Source organism: Nesterenkonia sp. K-15-9-6, from assembly GCF_052656005.1.
Window position 1 is genome coordinate 107149 of record NZ_JBQYEY010000005.1, and the last position, 17806, is coordinate 124954.

General features: G+C 71.0%; 17 protein-coding genes. 13 read left to right on the forward strand and 4 right to left on the reverse strand.

Going from position 1 to position 17806, the window contains the following annotated elements:
- Window positions 1–48 precede the first annotated feature (48 nt).
- Together SD455_RS04965 and ptsP are read left to right on the forward strand one after the other, a co-directional pair.
- The gene (locus tag SD455_RS04965; protein WP_445507405.1) at window positions 49–387 is read left to right on the forward strand and encodes a PTS sugar transporter subunit IIB; all 339 of its coding nucleotides are present in this window, start codon (window positions 49–51) and stop codon (window positions 385–387) included.
- Entirely contained in the window at window positions 384–2144 is a 1761-nt protein-coding gene (gene ptsP, locus SD455_RS04970; RefSeq protein ID WP_445507406.1) for a phosphoenolpyruvate--protein phosphotransferase, read from the forward strand. Before SD455_RS04965 ends, ptsP begins: the two co-directional genes overlap by 4 nt.
- A 22-nt stretch (window positions 2145–2166) precedes the next feature.
- Here ptsP and SD455_RS04975 read toward each other — a convergent pair whose 3' ends face one another.
- Window positions 2167–2310 carry a hypothetical protein gene (locus SD455_RS04975; protein WP_237090257.1) on the reverse strand — a complete coding sequence of 48 codons (144 nt, stop codon included), beginning with the start codon at window positions 2308–2310 and terminating at the stop codon, window positions 2167–2169.
- Here SD455_RS04975 and SD455_RS04980 point away from each other — a divergent pair.
- From SD455_RS04980 to glmM, 5 genes are all read left to right on the forward strand, one after another.
- Complete coding sequence (locus SD455_RS04980; RefSeq protein WP_445507407.1) at window positions 2309–4264, forward strand: PTS mannitol transporter subunit IICBA; 1956 nt, start codon at window positions 2309–2311, stop codon at window positions 4262–4264. The two genes, SD455_RS04975 and SD455_RS04980, sit on opposite strands and share 2 nt — an antisense overlap.
- 26 nt (window positions 4265–4290) lie before the next feature.
- Complete coding sequence (locus tag SD455_RS04985) at window positions 4291–5433, forward strand: mannitol-1-phosphate 5-dehydrogenase (RefSeq protein ID WP_445507408.1); 1143 nt, start codon at window positions 4291–4293, stop codon at window positions 5431–5433.
- Window positions 5434–5891: 458 nt separating this feature from the next.
- Window positions 5892–6335 carry a 50S ribosomal protein L13 gene (rplM, locus tag SD455_RS04990; RefSeq protein ID WP_070158740.1) on the forward strand — a complete coding sequence of 148 codons (444 nt, stop codon included), beginning with the start codon at window positions 5892–5894 and terminating at the stop codon, window positions 6333–6335.
- Window positions 6336–6374: 39 nt separating this feature from the next.
- Window positions 6375–6869, forward strand: a complete 495-nt coding sequence (gene rpsI / locus SD455_RS04995; RefSeq protein ID WP_070158737.1) for a 30S ribosomal protein S9 — start codon at window positions 6375–6377, stop codon at window positions 6867–6869.
- Between the two features lie 273 nt (window positions 6870–7142).
- The gene (glmM, locus tag SD455_RS05000) at window positions 7143–8495 is read left to right on the forward strand and encodes a phosphoglucosamine mutase (RefSeq protein WP_445507409.1); all 1353 of its coding nucleotides are present in this window, start codon (window positions 7143–7145) and stop codon (window positions 8493–8495) included.
- A 101-nt stretch (window positions 8496–8596) separates the two neighbouring features.
- Here glmM and mscL read toward each other — a convergent pair whose 3' ends face one another.
- The 3 genes from mscL to coaA form a co-directional block, all read right to left on the reverse strand.
- Window positions 8597–8992 (reverse strand): large conductance mechanosensitive channel protein MscL, encoded by a 396-nt coding sequence (mscL, locus tag SD455_RS05005; protein ID WP_311024490.1) that lies wholly within the window; start codon window positions 8990–8992, stop codon window positions 8597–8599.
- Between the two features lie 79 nt (window positions 8993–9071).
- Window positions 9072–10151: a M15 family metallopeptidase gene (locus SD455_RS05010; RefSeq protein WP_445507410.1), complete on the reverse strand. Its 1080-nt coding sequence runs from the start codon at window positions 10149–10151 to the stop codon at window positions 9072–9074.
- 118 nt (window positions 10152–10269) lie between these two features.
- Entirely contained in the window at window positions 10270–11223 is a 954-nt protein-coding gene (gene coaA / locus SD455_RS05015) for a type I pantothenate kinase (protein ID WP_070159437.1), read from the reverse strand.
- Window positions 11224–11366: 143 nt separating this feature from the next.
- Here coaA and glmS point away from each other — a divergent pair, with 143 nt between their 5' ends.
- The 6 genes from glmS to tsaE all read left to right on the forward strand — a co-directional run bounded on the left by glmS (window position 11367) and on the right by tsaE (window position 17649).
- Window positions 11367–13238, forward strand: coding sequence for a glutamine--fructose-6-phosphate transaminase (isomerizing) (gene glmS / locus SD455_RS05020; RefSeq protein WP_070159406.1), 1872 nt, complete (start codon window positions 11367–11369; stop codon window positions 13236–13238).
- Window positions 13239–13310: 72 nt separating this feature from the next.
- On the forward strand, window positions 13311–13667 hold the full coding sequence (locus tag SD455_RS05025; RefSeq protein WP_085437408.1) for a holo-ACP synthase: 357 nt from the start codon (window positions 13311–13313) through the stop codon (window positions 13665–13667).
- A gap of 3 nt (window positions 13668–13670) precedes the next feature.
- Window positions 13671–15203 (forward strand): NAD(P)H-hydrate dehydratase, encoded by a 1533-nt coding sequence (locus SD455_RS05030; RefSeq protein ID WP_344683929.1) that lies wholly within the window; start codon window positions 13671–13673, stop codon window positions 15201–15203.
- Between the two features lie 43 nt (window positions 15204–15246).
- Entirely contained in the window at window positions 15247–15663 is a 417-nt protein-coding gene (locus SD455_RS05035) for a hypothetical protein (protein WP_070159411.1), read from the forward strand.
- 154 nt (window positions 15664–15817) lie between these two features.
- Window positions 15818–17065 (forward strand): alanine racemase, encoded by a 1248-nt coding sequence (gene alr, locus SD455_RS05040; protein ID WP_445507411.1) that lies wholly within the window; start codon window positions 15818–15820, stop codon window positions 17063–17065.
- On the forward strand, window positions 17062–17649 hold the full coding sequence (tsaE, locus tag SD455_RS05045; RefSeq protein WP_445507412.1) for a tRNA (adenosine(37)-N6)-threonylcarbamoyltransferase complex ATPase subunit type 1 TsaE: 588 nt from the start codon (window positions 17062–17064) through the stop codon (window positions 17647–17649). Before alr ends, tsaE begins: the two co-directional genes overlap by 4 nt.
- Window positions 17650–17806 lie beyond the last annotated feature (157 nt).

Below are 17806 nucleotides of genomic sequence, written 5' to 3' on the forward strand. Positions count from 1 at the left end.
CGCGGCGCGCGGAGAATCACAGTCAGGAGAAGAAGGAGCTGATGATCGATGGAGATCCTGGTGGTCTGCGGCGCCGGTGCGTCCAGCACATTCGTGGCCCAGCGCGCCCGCGCCGCTCTGCAGCGGGCGGGGCTGCCGCATACGGTGCGTGCCGCCGCCGACTCCGCACTGTCGGGGGACCTCGATGACGTCGACCTCCTCCTGCTGGGGCCCCAGTTGGCCGCCTTCCGGGAACGTGTCCAGGACCGCCTGGACTCCTACAGCATGCGCATCCCCCTGGTGACCCTTCCCCCTGACATCTTCAGCGACCTCGACGGATCCCGCACCCTTGCCCTGATCCTCGAGTCGCTCCCCGTCGACCGCAATGACCCCGAGGAGACCTCATGACCTCGTCCCTGCTGCCGCACGCCTCCTCCCAGGAGGTCGCGCCCGCTGTATCCGCTGCTTCCGCCGCGACCGCGGAACAGCCCGCTCCCGGGGCGCGCACCCTGTCCGGCACCGGCGTGGGGCAGGGTGTGGCCCTGGGGCCCGTGGCCCGGATGGCGGCCCCTCTTCAGGCCCCGGGGGAGGAGCCCAGCGCCCTGACCCCGGAGCAGGAGCACGCTCGCGTGCAGGAGTCCGTGGTCGCCGTCGCCCAGGACCTCGCCGCCCGGGGCGAGGCTGCCGGCGGAACGGCCCAGGGCGTGCTGCAGGCCCAGGCGATGATGGCCCAGGACCCGGCCCTGGACAAGGCGGTGCGGGCCCGTCTCGGCGACGGCGCCACCGCGGAGCGGGCCGTCCATGAGTCCTTCGAGCAGTTCCGTCGCCGCCTGGAACAGGCCGGAGGCTACCTGGGGGAGCGCGCCGCCGACCTGGCCGACGTCGCCCAGCGCGTCATCGCCCACCTCTCCGGGCTTCCGGCCCCCGGCGTCCCGGACCCCGGCCATCCCTTCGTGCTGGTGGCCCAGGACCTGGCCCCGGCCGACACCGCGCTGCTCGATCTGGAGAAGGTCCTGGCGGTGGTGACCATCGAGGGCGGGCCCACCTCCCACACCGCGATCCTCGCCCGGGAGAAGGGCCTCACCGCCGTGGTCGGGGTGGCCGGGGCCGCCGAGCTGACCGATGGTGAGACCGTGGTGGTCGACGCCGCCGCCTCCGCGGTGGAGACCTCCCCGAGCCCTGAGCGTGAGGAGGAGGTCCGCGCGCGCATCGCGGAGCGGGCCGCCGCGGCCTCCGCCCCGGTCACTCCGGGGGCGCTGGCCGACGGGACCCCGGTGCCGCTGCTGGCCAACCTGGGATCGCCGGAGGGGGCGGCCGAGGCCGTGGAGCGCGGCGCCGAAGGTGTGGGCCTGTTCCGCACCGAGTTCCTCTTCCTCAGCGCGGAGACCGCTCCGGACGTTGCCGCCCAACGCCACGCCTACCAGCAGATGCTCGAGGCCTTCCCCGGGCAGAAGGTGGTCATCCGACTGCTCGACGCCGGCGCGGACAAGCCGTTGCCGTTCCTCACCGACGCGGACGAGGAGAACCCGGCGCTGGGGCGCCGTGGCCTGCGCGCCCTGAACGCGCAGCCGGAGATCCTCCGGGGCCAGCTCACCGCGTTGGCCGAGGCCGCCGCCGCCACCGAGGCCGACCTGTGGGTCATGGCTCCGATGGTCTCCACCGCGGAGGAGGCCGAGGCGTTCGCCGCCCTCGCCGCCGAGCACGGGCTGCGCACCGCCGGGGTGATGGTGGAGGTCCCCTCCAGCGCCCTGATCGCCGACCAGTTGCTGGCCCGCACCGGTTTCGCCTCGATCGGCACCAACGACCTGACCCAGTACACGATGGCCGCTGACCGGCTGTTGGGCTCCGTCGCCGAGCTGCAGGACCCGTGGCACCCGGCGGTGCTGCGGCTCATCGGGGAGGTCGGCGCCGCCGGCGCCCGCCAGGACCGCCCGGTGGGGGTGTGCGGCGAGGCCGCCGCGGATCCGCTGCTGGCCGTGGTGCTGGTCGGCCTGGGAGTGCAGACGCTCTCGATGGCTCCGGCCGCGATGGCCGATGTCCGCGCCGAGCTGGCCCGACACACGGCCGAGGCCGCTCGGGCCGCGGCCCAGGCGGCGCTGGCCGCCGCCGGCGCGCAGGACGCGCGCGAGGCGGCCCGGGTGGCGCTCGCCGACGTCTCCCGCTGACCTCACTTCTCATCCACCCACATCACTCGCCCCGACGGGGCACCTGACGAAAGGCATACGCCATGACGACGACGTCGACGTCGCCCGCGGCGCAGAGCTCGGAGAGCAGTTCTCCAGGCAGTCTGCGCGTGGGGGTCCAGAAGTTCGGCTCCTTCCTCTCGGGCATGATCATGCCCATCATCCCCGCGCTCATCGCCTGGGGGATCATCACCGCCGTGATCGTGAACGTCAACGAGTTCACCGAGGGCACGGCGGCCACGGATGCGTTCGGCGAGATCATCGGCCCGATGATCCACTTCCTGCTGCCCATCCTGATCGCCGTCCAGGGCGGCAAGATGATCTACGACGTCCGGGGCGCCGTCGTCGGCGCCACGGCCACCTTCGGTGTGATCATCGGCTCGGACTTCCTCATCGCGCAGGCCAATGCCGCGCTGCCGGAGGGGGCTGACGAGCTGGGGCAGATCCACATGTTCATCGGCGCGATGATCATGGGTCCGCTGGCCGCCTGGGTGATCAAGCGGCTGGACGCCCTGTGGGAGGGCAAGGTCAAGGCCGGCTTCGAGATGCTGGTCAACATGTTCTCCGCCGGCATCACGGCCTTCCTGATGTCCGTGGTCGGCTTCTTCGCCCTGGCGCCGATCGTCAACGCCCTGATGGACGTCCTCGGTGCTGCGGTGCGGTTCCTGGTGGACAACGGTCTGCTGCCGCTGACCTCGATCATCATCGAACCGGCGAAGGTCTTCTTCCTCAACAACGCCATCAACCATGGCGTGCTCACCCCGCTGGGCATCTCCGAGGCCGCGGCGGAGGGCAAGTCCATCCTGTTCCTGCTCGAGGCCAATCCCGGCCCCGGCTTCGGCGTGCTGATGGCCTTCACCGTCTTCGGCGTCGGGGCCGCCCGGGCCACGGCTCCGGGGGCGGCGCTGATCCAGTTCGCCGGCGGCATTCACGAGGTCTACTTCCCGTATGTGCTGATGAAGCCGGCCCTGCTGCTGGCCGTCATCGGCGGCGGCGCCACCGGTGTGGCCACCAATGCGCTCTTCGACTCGGGCCTGCGTGCCCCTGCCGCGCCGGGTTCGATCTTCGCCGTGCTCATCCAGACCGCCTCGGACTCCTACCTCGGCGTCACTCTCTCGGTGATCCTCTCCGCCGCGGTCAGCTTCACCATCGCCGCGTTCATCCTGCTCGCCAGCCGGAAGCGGGACCTGCAGGCCGAGGACTCCTTCTCCGACGCCGTGGCCCGCACCGAGGCCGCCAAGGGCAAGTCCTCGGCGGCGCTCGCCGGCCTGGCCGCGCAGGCCGCCTCCGGGGAGGCCGCCGGCCGCATCAACTCGATCATCTTCGCCTGCGACGCCGGCATGGGCTCCTCCGCGATGGGAGCGTCGGTGCTGCGGAAGAAGATCAAGGACGCGGGCATCGAGGGCGTCACGGTGACGAACAAGGCGGTGGCGGCGCTGCCGGGTGACACCGACCTGGTGATCACCCAGCAGCAGCTCACCGACCGAGCCCGTGGGCAGGAGCCGGAGGCCATCCATGTCTCCGTGGAGAGCTTCATGGACGCTCCGGAGTACGACGAGGTCGTCGAGCTGGTCCGCAGCCGGGCCGAGGTCGGCAGCGCCCAGCCTGCTGCGGTGGGTGCCGGAGCTGCGGCACCGGCAGCGAGCGAGCCCTCAGGCTCGGCGACCGGTGGGATCCTGGCCCTGGACCGGGTCCGCATCCACTCCGGCTCCGCCACCCGGGACGAGGCCATGGCCGAGGCGGCGGCAGCCCTGGAGACCGCCGGCGCGGTCACCGGGGACTACCTGGCCGCCATGCATGAGCGGGAGGAGACCGTCTCCACCTTCATGGGCAACGAGCTCGCCATCCCGCACGGCACCAACGAGGCCAAGGACGCCATCAAGGCCTCCGCGCTCTCGGTGGCCCGGTACGACGACGGCGTGGACTGGGGCGGCCAGCGGGCCACCTTCGTCGTCGGCATCGCCGGAGTGGGGGACGAGCACCTGCAGATCCTCTCCCGCATCGCCCGGCTGTTCGGGGACAAGGCCACCGTCCAGCGGCTCAAGGAGGCCACCAGTGAGGAGGAGCTGCTCGAGCTGCTCTCCGCGGTGGACGAGGGTTGACCATGGAGAGCACAGGAGGACCAGTCATGAAGGCCGTGCATTTCGGCGCAGGCAACATCGGTCGGGGCTTCGTCGGCCTGCTGCTGCACGAGGGAGGCTATGAGGTCGTCTTCTCCGACGTCGTCGCGCCCCTGGTGCAGGCCTTGGACGCCGCGGAGAGCTATACGGTCCATGAGGTCGGCGACGGCGGCACGGACCGGGTGGTCGACGGGTTCCGTGCGGTGGACTCCGCGCAGTCCCCGGAGGCCGTGGCCGAGGAGGTGGCCACCGCGGAGGTGGTGACCACCGCCGTCGGGCCGATGATCCTGAAGCACATCGCCCCGCATGTGGTGGCCGGGCTGCGGCGGCGCGCCGCGGATGCGCCGCCGCTGCAGGTCATGGCCTGCGAGAACGCGATCGGCGCCACGGACACCCTGGCCGGACATATGCGGGAGCATGCCGGGGCGGACTGGGAGGAGCTTTCCGCCCGGGCGGTGTTCGCCAATACGGCGGTGGACCGCATCGTGCCCGGACAGCCCGAGGGTGCGGGGCTTGACGTCACCGTGGAGCCCTTCTACGAGTGGGCGATCGAGCGTGGGCCGTTCGGGGAGAATCCGCCGCACATCCCCGGTGCCCACTTCGTGGACGACCTCGGCCCGTACATCGAGCGGAAGCTGTTCACCGTGAACACCGGGCACGCCGCGGCCGCCTATCTGGGCTCTCGGGCCGGTGCCGGGACCATCGCCGAGGCGCTCGCCGACGACGCCGTAGGGTCCGGGGTCGCCGCCGCGTTGGAGGAGACCTCCGCGCTGCTGGTGGCCAAGCACGGCTTCGCGGCCGAGGACATGGCCTCCTACCGGGAGACCATCCTGGGGCGGTTCCGGAACCCGGCGCTGCCGGACACCGTGCAGCGCGTGGGTCGCCAGCCGCTGCGCAAGCTCTCCCGCCACGAACGGCTGATCGGCCCGGCCTCCCAGGCCGTGGAGCAGGGGCTGGGAGCGGAGGCGCTGCTCGCCGTCGTCGACGCCGCCCTGGACTTCCGGGACGCCCACGACGAGCAGGCGAATCAGCTGGAGGGCCTGCTGGCGGATCTGCCGCCGAGGGACTTCGTGGAGCAGGTGACCGGGTTGGAGGCCGACCACCCGCTGGCCGGGCCGGTGGAGGAGCTGGTGGCCCGCCGTCGCGGCTGATCCCGCCCCCACCCTGCCGTCAGTCCCACCCTGCCGTCTGTCCCCCGTCGCGTTCGTCCGTCCCTGTGGAATACCGTAGGGACGAACGAACATGGCGGGGACAGACGCGTCTGGGGGTCACGGCGCAGCGAACCCGAGCTGACGGACGAGATGGACGAGGAGCTCGTCGCTGACCGGGGAGCGGGAGCTCACATTGCCGCGGTGAGGCCCACCCGGTATAGTGAACGGTTGTTGTGCGTGTCCACTCCTGCGTGGGCTTGTGTCGAGGCGGTTCAGTTGCATGACCGTATGCCTCCACGAGCGGCAGGGGAACTCACGGGCCCGGCATCTTCCCAGCCCTCACCTGGGAAGCCGGACGGCGCACTCGCGAAGAAACAGCCACTGGCGCATGGTGACTCTCACACCACCGCGTGCCCGGTGCGCTGAACCGTAGAACACCGACCGAAGGCATCATCACCGTGCGTACGTACACCCCGAAGCCTGGCGACGCCGACGCTCAGTGGCACATCATCGACGCCACCGACGTCGTGCTGGGTCGTCTCGCCAGCCAGACCGCCGCCCTGCTGCGCGGCAAGCACAAGCCGACCTTCGCTCCTCACCAGGACATGGGCGACTTCGTGATCATCATCAACGCCGAGAAGGTCGCCGTGACCGGCGACAAGGGCCAGAAGAAGCGCTACTGGCGCCACTCCGGCTTCCCGGGCGGCATCTCCTCCATGACGTTCGACGAGATGATCGAGCGTCACCCGACCCGTGCTGTGGAGTTCGCCGTCAAGGGCATGCTCCCGCACAACAAGCTCGGTGCCGCCCAGCTCAAGAAGCTGCGCGTCTACGCCGGCCCGGAGCACCCGCACGCGGCCCAGCAGCCGAAGCCGTACGAGATCTCCCAGGTCGCTCAGTAGTCCTGGCCACCCGACACGAGAACATTTTCAAGGAGAACCGTGGCTCAGAACACTGAAGAGCTGAACACTGCCGAGGAGCTGACCAGCTACACCTCGGAGTCCGCCCCCGTCCAGGAGACCGGCGAGACCGAGCGCGCCCCGCTGACCGTCGGCGGCGCCGCCATCGGCCGTCGCAAGCGTGCTCGCGCCCGCGTCCGCATCGTCCCCGGCTCCGGCCAGTGGACCATCAACGGCCGCAGCCTGGAGGACTACTTCCCGAACAAGCTGCACCAGCAGGAGGTCAACGACCCCTTCACCCTGCTGGGGCTCGAGGGCGCCTATGACGTCGTCGCCCGCATCGACGGCGGCGGCCCCTCCGGCCAGTCCGGCGCGCTGCGCCTGGGCATCTCCCGTGCGCTCAACGAGATCGACCGGGACCACAACCGTCCGGCGCTCAAGAAGGCCGGGTTCCTGACCCGCGACGCCCGCGCCGTGGAGCGCAAGAAGGCCGGTCTCAAGAAGGCCCGCAAGGCTCCGCAGTACTCGAAGCGCTGATCGTCTCAGCCGCTCTGGCCTCGCCCCGCTGATCCAGTGGTGCGAGCGCCGCAGGAGGACCCCCGCTCGGCACGTGCCGGACGGGGGTCCTCCTGCGTCTGCGGTCGGTTCGCCCGGTGGCCCCAGGCGGTCCGAGCGCGCGTTCTGCCCACCGACATCACGTCTGCACCATCAGATCTGAGGGGGCAGACGTGATCTGACGGTGCAGGTCATCGGCCGGCGACGGTGTCGGTGCAGGAGCACTGCTCGGCTATGGCTAGACTTGTCCGCATCATGGCACGACTTTTCGGAACCGACGGAGTCCGCGGTGTGGCCAATGGGCTGCTGACCGCGGAGCTCGCACTCAAGCTCGCCCAGGCCGCCGCAGAGGTGCTCGGCCACCGCCGCACCGAGGGCGGTCGCCGCCCCGTGGCGGTGGTCGCCCGTGATCCCCGCGTCAGCGGAGAGTTCATCTCCGCGGCGGTGCAGGCGGGCCTGGCCAGCGCCGGCGTGGACGTCCACGACGCCGGCGTCCTCCCCACCCCGGCTGCGGCCTTCCTGGTGGCGGACATCGACGCGGACTTCGGTGTGATGATCTCCGCCTCCCACAACCCCGCCCCGGACAACGGGATCAAATTCCTCGGCCGCGGCGGGCACAAGCTCGACGACGCCCTCGAGGACGAGATCGAGGACCAGCTCGCCCACGAGCCGCCCCGCCCCACGGGTGCGGAGGTCGGTCGGGTGCAGCGCTTCGCGGATGCGGAGGACCGTTATGTGGTCCACCTGCTGCGCTCTCTGGGGGAGACCTCCCTGCGTGGCCTGAAGATCGTGCTGGACTGCGCCCACGGCGCCGCCTCCGGGTGTTCGCCGCAGGCCTTCACCGACGCCGGTGCGGACGTCGTCGTCATCGGCGCGGACCCCGACGGCATCAACATCAACGAGGGTTGCGGGTCCACCCACCTGGACCAGCTGCAGGAGGCGGTGGTCTCCCAGGGCGCGGACCTCGGCATCGCTCACGACGGCGACGCCGACCGTTGCCTGGCCGTGGACCACACCGGCGCCGTCGTGGACGGCGACCAGATCATGGGCGTCCTGGCCCTGGCGCTGAAGTCCGACGGTCAGCTGAAGGACGACACTCTGGTGGTCACGGTGATGAGCAACCTCGGGCTGAAGCTCGGCATGAAGAAGGCCGGGATCTCCGTGGTGGAGACCGCCGTCGGCGACCGCTACGTGCTCGAGGGCATGCGCGCCGGCGGATACTCGCTCGGAGGCGAGCAGTCCGGGCATCTGATCTTCTCCGACTATGCGACCACCGGCGACGGGGTGCTCACCGGGCTGCAGCTGGCCGCCCGGGTGGCCGCCACCGGCAAGCCCCTGCAGACGCTGGCCGCTGAGGCCATGGACCGGCTGCCGCAGGTCCTGGTCAACGTCTCCGGAGTGGACAAGGCGCGGGTGAAGACCCATGACGCCGTGCTGGCCGCCGTCGCGGAGGTGGAGGGTCGCCTCGGGGAAGCTGGCCGGGTGCTGCTGCGTCCCTCCGGCACCGAACCGGTGGTACGGGTGATGGTGGAGGCCTCCACAGCGGAGATCGCCCAGGAGGAGTCGGAGTCGCTGGCGCAGATCGTCCGCGCCGAACTGGCGCTCTGAGCCCTCCTCACGGAGGCTCACTGACAACAGAGACGGGGCGCGGCCCGGAGCACCAGCTTCCGGACCGCGCCCCGTCTCCGTGAGCCCCCTGGGGGCAGATGTCAGCGCGTGGCCTGCTGCTGGAGCAGGTCGCGGATCTCGGTGAGCAGCTGGGTGTTCGGCTCGACCTCCTCCTCGTCCTCGATGCCCAGCCGGCGCTTGCGGGCCTCGATGATCTTGTTCATCGGCACCACGACCACGAAGTAGATCGCGGCGGCGATGAGCAGGAAGTTGACGATCTGGGTGAGCAGCACCCCGAAGAGCAGCTGATTGCCGTTGAGGGACACCACAGCGAAGCTGTCGAAGTCGGGAGAACCGACGAGCGCGGAGATGAGCGGCATCAGCACGCTCTCCACCAGGGCGTTGATGACGGCGGCGAACGCGGTGCCGATGACCACGGCGACGGCGAGGTCGACCACGTTGCCCTGCAGAATGAAGTCCTTGAATCCCTTGATCATGGGGCGATTCTAGGCATGCGATGTCAGGGCCGTGTGCAGGTCCGGGAACTTTCTTCAGCGTGTCGCGGCACGCCGCGGCTCACTCTTCGCCGGGGTAGCGCGGGGCGGCGGGCTCGCCCCAGTACTCCTCCAGGGTCACCCCGGCCTCGAAGACCGCCTCGGCGGTCTCCTCGCCCACGTAGCGCAGGTGCCAGGGCTCATAGGCGTAGCCGGTGATGTCCTCGGTGCCCTCCTGGTAGCGGATGATGAAGCCGAACCGGTGGGCGTTCTCCGCCAGCCAGATGCCTTCGGCGGTGTCGCCGAAGCAGGCGCCCATCCCGCAGGTGGGGTTGTCATAGGCGATCACGTCGGCGGCGAGTCCGGTCTGATGCTCCGAGTGTCCGGGGCGTGCGGTGTACTCATCGGCTCCGGCGACTCCCAGCTCCGCGGCCCGGCCGTCATAGAGCTGCTGCTGATAGCCGTAGGAGCGGTAGGCGCTGGTCAGCGTCATCAGCAGGCCCTCCGCATCGGAGGCGGAGAACAGGTCGGCGAGCGCATCGGCGGCCTGTTCGCGCAGCAGCATGCCGTCGTAGGAGGACCGCACCTGCGGGGTGGTCAGGTCGTCAGGCTGGTGGTCCAGCGGGTCGAGCGGGTTGAGCCTGTTGACCAGCACATGGATCGAGTCCGGGTCCGACGAGGCCTCGCTGACCGGAGGGTAGAAGTCCTCCGGGCCCACGGTCTCCGTCCGACGCGGCTCCGGCTCGTCCTCAGCAGTGCCGTCCTCCTCCGCCGCATCCTCCCCTGAGGAGGCGTCGTCGTCCTCTGCACCCACTGCGTCCTCCTCGGTGCGCTCGTCCTCGGTGCGCTCCGGTTCGTCGGTGCTCTCAGCGACCTCCGTCGTCTCCTCGCCGTCTCCCTCATCTCCGGCACCGGACCGGGCGTCGTCGGCAGCGTCCTCATCCGAGGCGTCCGCTGCTCCGTCCTGGGCCGACGACACCTCTCCTGACTCCTCCTCGGCCGCCTCGTCGGACGCGCGCTCGGTCAGCGAAGCGCCCTCCTCGGCCACGGGCTCGTCGTCGCCTCCGCGGAGGGCGTCGACCAGGCTGGCGCCCAGCCAGCCTGCGCCCACCAGGACGAGCGCCAGCAGCGCGACGGCGACCAGCCGCCGTCGCCGGATCACCGCGGGGGAGGGGCGGCGACGGTGGCGGGTGCCCCCAGACGGAGCGGGCGGGCGCGGTGAGGACGGTCCGGGCGCCGACGGACGGGGGATCGGTGTACCAGGGGTCACGGGGAGAAGCTCACACCTTTCTCAGCAGCACCCGGGACACCGAGTGGTCGCGGTCCTTGCTCATCACCAGCCGGGCCCGGGAACGGGTGGGCTGGATGTTCTCGCGCAGGTTGGGGCCGTTGATCCGGTGCCAGATGTCGGTGGCGCGCTGCACCGCCTCGTCGTCGGAGAGGAAGGAGTACTGGTGGAAGTAGCTCTCCGGGTTCGCGAACGCGCCGGTGCGCCACCGCATGAACCGGTCCACATACCACTGCTCGATGTGGCGCGGATTCGCATCCACATAGATGGAGAAGTCGAAGAAGTCGCTCAGCGCCAGCCCGGTGGTGCCGTCCGCACGGACCCGGGCGGGCTGCAGCACGTTGAGGCCCTCCACGATCAGCACGTCCGGACGGCGGATCACGACCTCCTTGTCCGGCACGATGTCGTAGTACAGGTGGGAGTACCAGGGAGCGCGGACCTCGGGCTTGCCCGACTTCACCTCGGAGACCATGCGCAGCAGGGCGCGGCGGTCGTAGGCCTCCGGGAAGCCCTTGCGCTCCATGAGGCCGCGGCGGCGCAGTTCCGCATTCGGATACAGGAAGCCGTCGGTGGTGACCAGCTCCACCCGGGGCGTGGAGGGCCAGCGGCGCAACATCTCCTGCAGCACGCGGGCGGTGGTGGATTTGCCGACCGCCACCGAGCCGGCCACGCCGATGACGAACGGGGTGCGGCGGGCGTTGCCGCCCAGAAAGTCGTTGGTCGCGGCGCGCAGGTGGGCGGCCGACTCCACATAGATGGACAGCAGACGTGACAGGGGCAGGTAGATCTGGGCGACCTCGTCCAGCGAGAGGTGCTCACCGATGCCGCGGAGCCGGTCCACGTCCTCCTGGTTCAGCGGCTGCTCGATGGTGTCGGCCAGCCGGGACCAGGCGCGGCGGTCGAGCTCCACGAACGGGGAGTAGTGGTCAGAGGCGTCAGAGGCCAGCGGAGGTGATCCCGCCCACGGCGCGGTGCCCGCGACCTCCGCCGGGATGGGACCGGTCGGGTGGGGCTCGCTCGGGATGGCGGCCGCCGGGCGCGGGTGTTCATCAGGGTGCGGTGACACGTGAACACGATACGCTATGTCGCATGTGTGGAATCGTCGGCTACATCGGCCTGCCTGAGAAGACTGCAGAACACAACGCGCTCGACGTGCTCCTCGAGGGGCTTCGCCGCCTGGAGTACCGCGGGTACGACTCCGCCGGCGTCGCCACCGTCTCCGGAGGGGTCGTCGAGTCGAGGAAGAAGGCCGGCAAGCTGGCCAACCTCGTCGCGGAGATCGAGACCTCGCCGGTCGCGCCCGCCACAGTGGGCATCGGGCACACCCGGTGGGCCACCCACGGCGGTCCGACCGACCAGAACGCCCACCCGCATCTGGGCGACGGCGGCCGGCTGGCGGTGATCCACAACGGCATCATCGAGAACTTCGCGGAGCTCAAGGAGCGGCTGCTCGCCGAGGGGTGCGTCTTCGAGTCCCAGACCGACACCGAGGTCGCGGCGCAGCTGATCGGTCGGCACTTCGCCGACGACGCCGCCGGCGACCTGACCGAGGCGATGCGTCTGGCCTGCCAGGAGCTGGAGGGCGCGTTCACCCTGTTGGCGGTCCACGTGGACCAGCCGGACCGCGTGGTGGCGGCCCGCCGCAACTCCCCGCTGGTGGTCGGGCTGGGCGAGGGCGAGAACTTCCTGGGCTCCGACGTCTCCGGCTTCATCGACTTCACCCGTGAGGCCGTCGAGCTCGAGCAGGACCAGATCGTGACCATCACCCATGACGACGTCGCCATCATCGGCTTCGACGGCACCCCCGCCGAGGGCAAGCGCTTCACCGTGGACTGGGATGCGGCCGCCGCCGAGAAGGGCGGCTTCGACACCTTCATGGAGAAGGAGATCAACGAGCAGCCCAAGGCCGTGGAGGACACGCTGCTGGGCCGCACCGACGCCGAGGGCCGGCTCGCCCTGGACGAGCTGCGGATCGACCCGGAGGAGCTCAAGGACGTCCAGAAGATCATCGTGCTGGCCTGCGGCACCGCCGCCTACGCCGGCACCGTGGCCAAGTACGCGATCGAACACTGGTGCCGCATTCCGGTGGAGGTGGAGCTCGCCCACGAGTTCCGCTATCGGGACCCCATCATCGATGAGACCACCCTGGTGGTCTCCATCTCCCAGTCCGGGGAGACCATGGACACCCTCATGGCCGTCCGCTACGCCAAGGAGCAGGGCGCGCGGACGCTGTCCATCTGCAACACCAACGGGGCCACCATCCCGCGGGAGTCCGACGCGGTGCTGTACCTGCACGCCGGTCCGGAGATCGCGGTGGCCTCCACCAAGGCGTTCCTGGCGATGATCGCCGCCGCCTACCTGCTGGGCCTGTACCTGGCACAGCTGCGCGGTCAGCTCTTCCAGGGCCAGATCACCGACATCCTGGCCGATCTGCACAAGATCCCCGCCAAGATTCAGGAGATCCTGGACAACTCGGAGCAGATCAAGCAGCTCGCCCGCGACATGGCCGACACGCCGTCGGTGCTGTTCCTGGGCCGCCACGTCGGCTATCCGGTGGCCATGGAGGGTGCGCTCAAGCTCAAGGAGCTGGCCTACATCCACGCGGAGGGCTTCGCCGCCGGCGAGCTCAAGCACGGCCCCATCGCGCTGATCGATGAGGGGCAGCCGGTGTTCGTCGTCGTCCCGTCCCCGCGCGGCCGCGACTCGCTGCACTCGAAGGTGGTCTCCAACATCCAGGAGGTCCGCGCGCGCGGTGCGAAGACCATCACCGTGGCGGAGTCCGGTGACGAGGCCGTCAAGGAGTTCTCCGAGGCCGTCTTCCACGTGCCGGAGACCCAGCCGCTGCTGATGCCGCTGCTGACCACGGTGCCGCTGCAGATCTTCGCCTGCGCCCTGGCCAGCGAGAAGGGCTACGACGTGGACCAGCCGCGCAACCTGGCCAAGTCCGTCACGGTGGAGTGACCAGCTGCCGTGCGGAGCCCGGAACGGCCAGCGGGATGACCTGGTGAGTGGACTGCTGAAGGAGGTGTCGTCGTGATCATCGGGATCGGCGTCGACGTCGTGCTCGTGACGCGATTCGCCCAGCAGCTGACGAAGGCCCCCGCCCTGCGGGAGAGGCTGTTCGTCCCGGCGGAGCGGGAGCTGAACGTGCGGTCGTTGGCCGCCCGCTTCGCCGCCAAGGAGGCCGTGGCCAAGGCGCTCGGCGCCCCGGCCGGCATGAACTGGCAGGACTGCCAGGTGGTGCTGGACCCGCTGGGCGCCCCGCAGGTGGAGGTCACCGGCACGGTGGCCGACGTCGCGGCGGCCCGGGGCGTCGCCCGCTGGCATCTCTCGCTGTCGCACGACGGCGACGTCGCCACCGCCATGGTGGTCGCCGAAGGGAAGGACTGACCGATGGGCGCACCGTCATGCATCCCGCTGATCCCGCTCTACACGGGGCGGCAGATCCGCCAGGCGGAGGCCCCGCTGCTGGAGGCCGGCCACCGGGAGACGCTGATGCGGCGGGCCGCCTACGGGTTGGCCCAGGCCGTGCTGGAGAGGCTCCGCGCCGTCCGCGGGTCGGTGTACGGGGCGAAGGTCACCGGGCTCATCGGCTCCGGAAACAACGGCGGTGACGGCCTCTATGCCCTGGCGATGCTGCGCCGCCGCGGAGTGGAGACCCATGCGGTGATGATGCGGGACCGCGCCCATGAGGCCGGGACCCGCGCCTTCCTGGCCGCCGGCGGTCGCCTCGTGGACGTGGTGGACACTGACACCGATGCGCTGATCGACGCGATCATCGGCACCGGCTCCCGGGTGGGCTTCGAGATGCCGCGCATCCCGGGGCTGGACGAGGTGCTGGCCGATGAGTCCACCCAGGTGATCGCCTGCGACATCCCCTCCGGGGTGGATGTGGAGACCGGGGCGGTCGCCGGCGACGTGATCGACGCGGACGTGACGGTCACCTTCGGGGGCATCAAGTCCGGCCTGGCGCTGGGCGAGGGCTCCCACGCCGCCGGCGAGATCCGGGCGGTGGACATCGGACTGGGCGCCACCCTGCCGACGCCGGCCCGCTGGCTGGTGGGCGACGAGCGGCTGCGGGCGACCACGCCGGATGCGGCCGACACACCGGCCCCGTTGAGCCGGCCGCGGGTCTCGGCGCGCGATCACAAGTACTCCCGCGGGGTGCTGCATGTCATCGCCGGCTCGGTGCAGTTCCCCGGGGCGGCGCAGCTGACCGCGACGGCGGCGGTGACCTCCGGCGTCGGCATGGTCACCCTGCAGGCCCCGGAGGAGGTCCGGGAACGCCTGAGCATCATGATGCCGGAGGTGGTGACCACCTCCGGGAAGTCCACCGCCGTGCTGGAGCGGGCGACGGCGGCGGCCATCGGCCCCGGCATCTCTCGTGACGTCTTCCAGATCGCCGCGATGGGACGCGCCGTGGAGTGGGCCGGCACGGAGCACCCGTGCGTGATCGACGCGTCGGCCCTGGCCAACCTCGACGACGAGTACTTCGCGGACGAGGATCTCGGCCCGAACGTGCTGCTCACTCCGCACTACGGGGAGCTGCGCCGGGTGATGACCAACACCGGCCATGAGGACCTGCGGGAGGTGCTGGACCGGGACCCTGCCACCGCCGTGGAGCAGCTGGCGGCCCGGCTCAACGTCACCGTGCTGCTCAAGGGACCCTCCACGATCATCGCCGCGCCGCAGGGCCCCACGGTGGTGCACCGGGTCCATGCCCCCGGCCTGGCCACCGCAGGCTCTGGGGATGTGCTCACCGGCATCATCGGCGCCTTGGCCGCGGTGGATCCGCAGGCGCCCATGTGGCGCACCGCGGCCCTGGGAGTGCGGCTGCATGCCGAGGCCGCCAAGCGGCTTGATCCCTACGCCTGCGGCGCCTTCGGGGCCGGGGAGCTGCTCTCCACCGTCGCCCCGACCCGGTGACGCGGGTCATCGGGGACCGGGAGTCTGCGAAGATGGGCCTGCTATGACTGTCTCCGTGCCGCCCGTGCGCCCCCTCGCCCGTCTGATCTTCTGCGCCCTCGGGTCGCTGACCGCCGTCGCCCTCGTGGTGATCGTCGCCGTGCCGGTGGACCTTCTGACCGGTTTCGTGGCGGGTGACGAGGCGCTCCTGGTCCTCGCCGCCTACCTGCGCCTGCTGGCGCCGGTGAGCCTGGTCGGAGGGTTGTTGGGGGCCGCGCTGGGGATGTTCTCCCGCTGGCTCTCGGCGACCTCGCCGCTCGGCACCGCCGTCACCGCCGGCGTCACCGGCGCCGGGGTGGGTGCGCTGGTGACCTTCGGCCTGCTCTGGGCGCCGCTGAGCGCGGTGCTGCAGGTGGTGTGGATCGTCCTGCTCGGCCTCGGCGTGGGCTGGGGCAGCTGGTTGACCGACCGGCTGCGCTGAGCCCTCGGGGAGGCGGCCGGGGAAGAGCTCTGGCCAGCGGCCGGCAGGTTGCCCGGCAGGTCGCCTGGTAGGCCCCGGCGGCGGCCCCGGGCCGCGCCTCACGTGCCCGCGGGGGAGCCCCGGAGCGTCAGCGGCTCCGCGTAGAGTGGTCCTCATGAGTACCTCCCCCGGCACGCAGAGCCGTGTGCCCGCATCGTCGCGAGGTCTCCCGGAGGGCTGCGAACGGGCGGCGATCATCGATCCCGCCGCGATCCGCCACAACGTGGAGACCATCGCCTCCTACGTCCGCCCCGCCAAGGTCATGGTCGCCGTGAAGGCCGACGGCTACGGCCACGGCGCGGTCACCACTGCCCGCGCCGCTGTGGAGGCCGGTGCGGACTGGATCGGAGTCGCACACGTCACCGAGGCGATCGCGCTGCGGGACGCGGGGATCGAGGCGCCGGTGCTGGCCTGGCTGCACACCGCGCAGACGGACTTCGCCGAGGCCATCGAGCGCTCCGTGGACGTCGGCATCTCCGGCTGGGAGCTCGACGAGGTGGCCGCGGCGGCCTCCTCCCTGCAGACGCCGGCCAACGTGCACCTGAAGATCGACACCGGCCTCGGCCGCAACGGCTGCACCGTGGCGGACTGGCCGCAGCTGGTGGCCCGCGCCGCGGAGCACCAGGACCGCGGGCTGATCTCCGTGGTCGGGATCTTCACCCACCTGGCCGTGGCCGACGAGCCTGACCGGCGGGAGACCGACGAGCAGCTGGAGGTCTACCGGGAGGCGCTGCAGGTCGCCGAGGAGGCCGGGCTCAGCGTCTCCCTGCGTCATGTCGCCAACACTCCGGCGGCCTTCTCGCGCCCGGACGCGCATTTCGACATGGTGCGCGTGGGGGTGGGGGTCTACGGGCAGAGCCCCTTCGCGGACCGCACCGCCGAGGAGCTGGGCCTGCGGCCGGCCATGGAGCTGCGCACCACGGTGGCGAACGTGAAGCGGGTGCCCGCCGGGCAGGGCATCAGCTATGGACTCACCCACCGGGTGGACCGGCCCACCGCGCTGGCGCTCATCCCGCTGGGCTACGGGGACGGGGTGCCGCGGATCGCCGTGCATGCCCCGGTGCAGATCGCTGGCCGGGTCTACCAGTCTGCCGGGCGGGTGGCCATGGACCAGTTCGTGGTGGACCTGGAGGACCCGGACACTCCGGTGCAGGTGGGCGACGACGTCGTCCTCTTCGGCGGCGACTCGGGCATCTCGGCCGCCGACTGGGGCCGGGCCGCGCAGACCATCAACTACGAGATCATCACCCGGATCGGAGGTCGCGTGCCGCGCCTGGTGGTGGACTCCGCCGAGCTGGCCGCCGGTCACGGGTCGACGTCGGACGTCGTCTCCGCCCCCGGGGCGGAGGAGGGCCGGGCATGAGCCGCGGCGCCGGCGGCGCGGACATGGTGCCGGAGCCGATGGCCGGCCATCGCTGGATCCGCACTCTGGAGCTGGAGGACCTGCAGGACACCGCCGCTCTGGCACGGATGCTGGCGCAGAGCCTGCGGGCCGGCGATCTGCTGATCCTCACCGGCGGGCTCGGTGCGGGCAAGACCACCTTCACTCAGGCGCTCGCCGACGGACTGCGGGTCGAGGGGCAGATCAGTTCGCCCACCTTCGTACTGAGCCGGATCCATCACGGGGAGGCCGTCGACCTCGTCCACGTGGACGCGTATCGGACGGATGCCGCCGGTTTCGAGGACCTGGACATCGCCGCCACTGTGGAGGAGTCGCTCACGGTGGTCGAATGGGGACGCCGGCTGGCCGAGCATGCCCTGGTGGGGGAGGAGGGCTCCTGGGTGGACCTGGAGCTGATCGCCCCGGAGGCCGCGGCTGAGGGTGGCGAGTCCGCCGAGCCGCAGATCATCACCGACTTCTCCGAGACGGACCAGGACCTGCTGGGTGGGGCGCGCCGCGCGGTGCTGCGCGGCTACGGACCCCGCTGGTCCACTCCACCCGTCTGAAGCGCTCGCCCGGCGCTGCTCGTCTGGCGTGCCTCGTCTGACGTGCCCGTCTGAGCCGCCGTCTGACATGGTCGGCCGAGCCCTGCTCGGCCTGTCCGGGTCGTCATGAGGGTTCCCCGTGACGTCGTCGCCCGCGTTCGATTTGCCTATGGCCCGG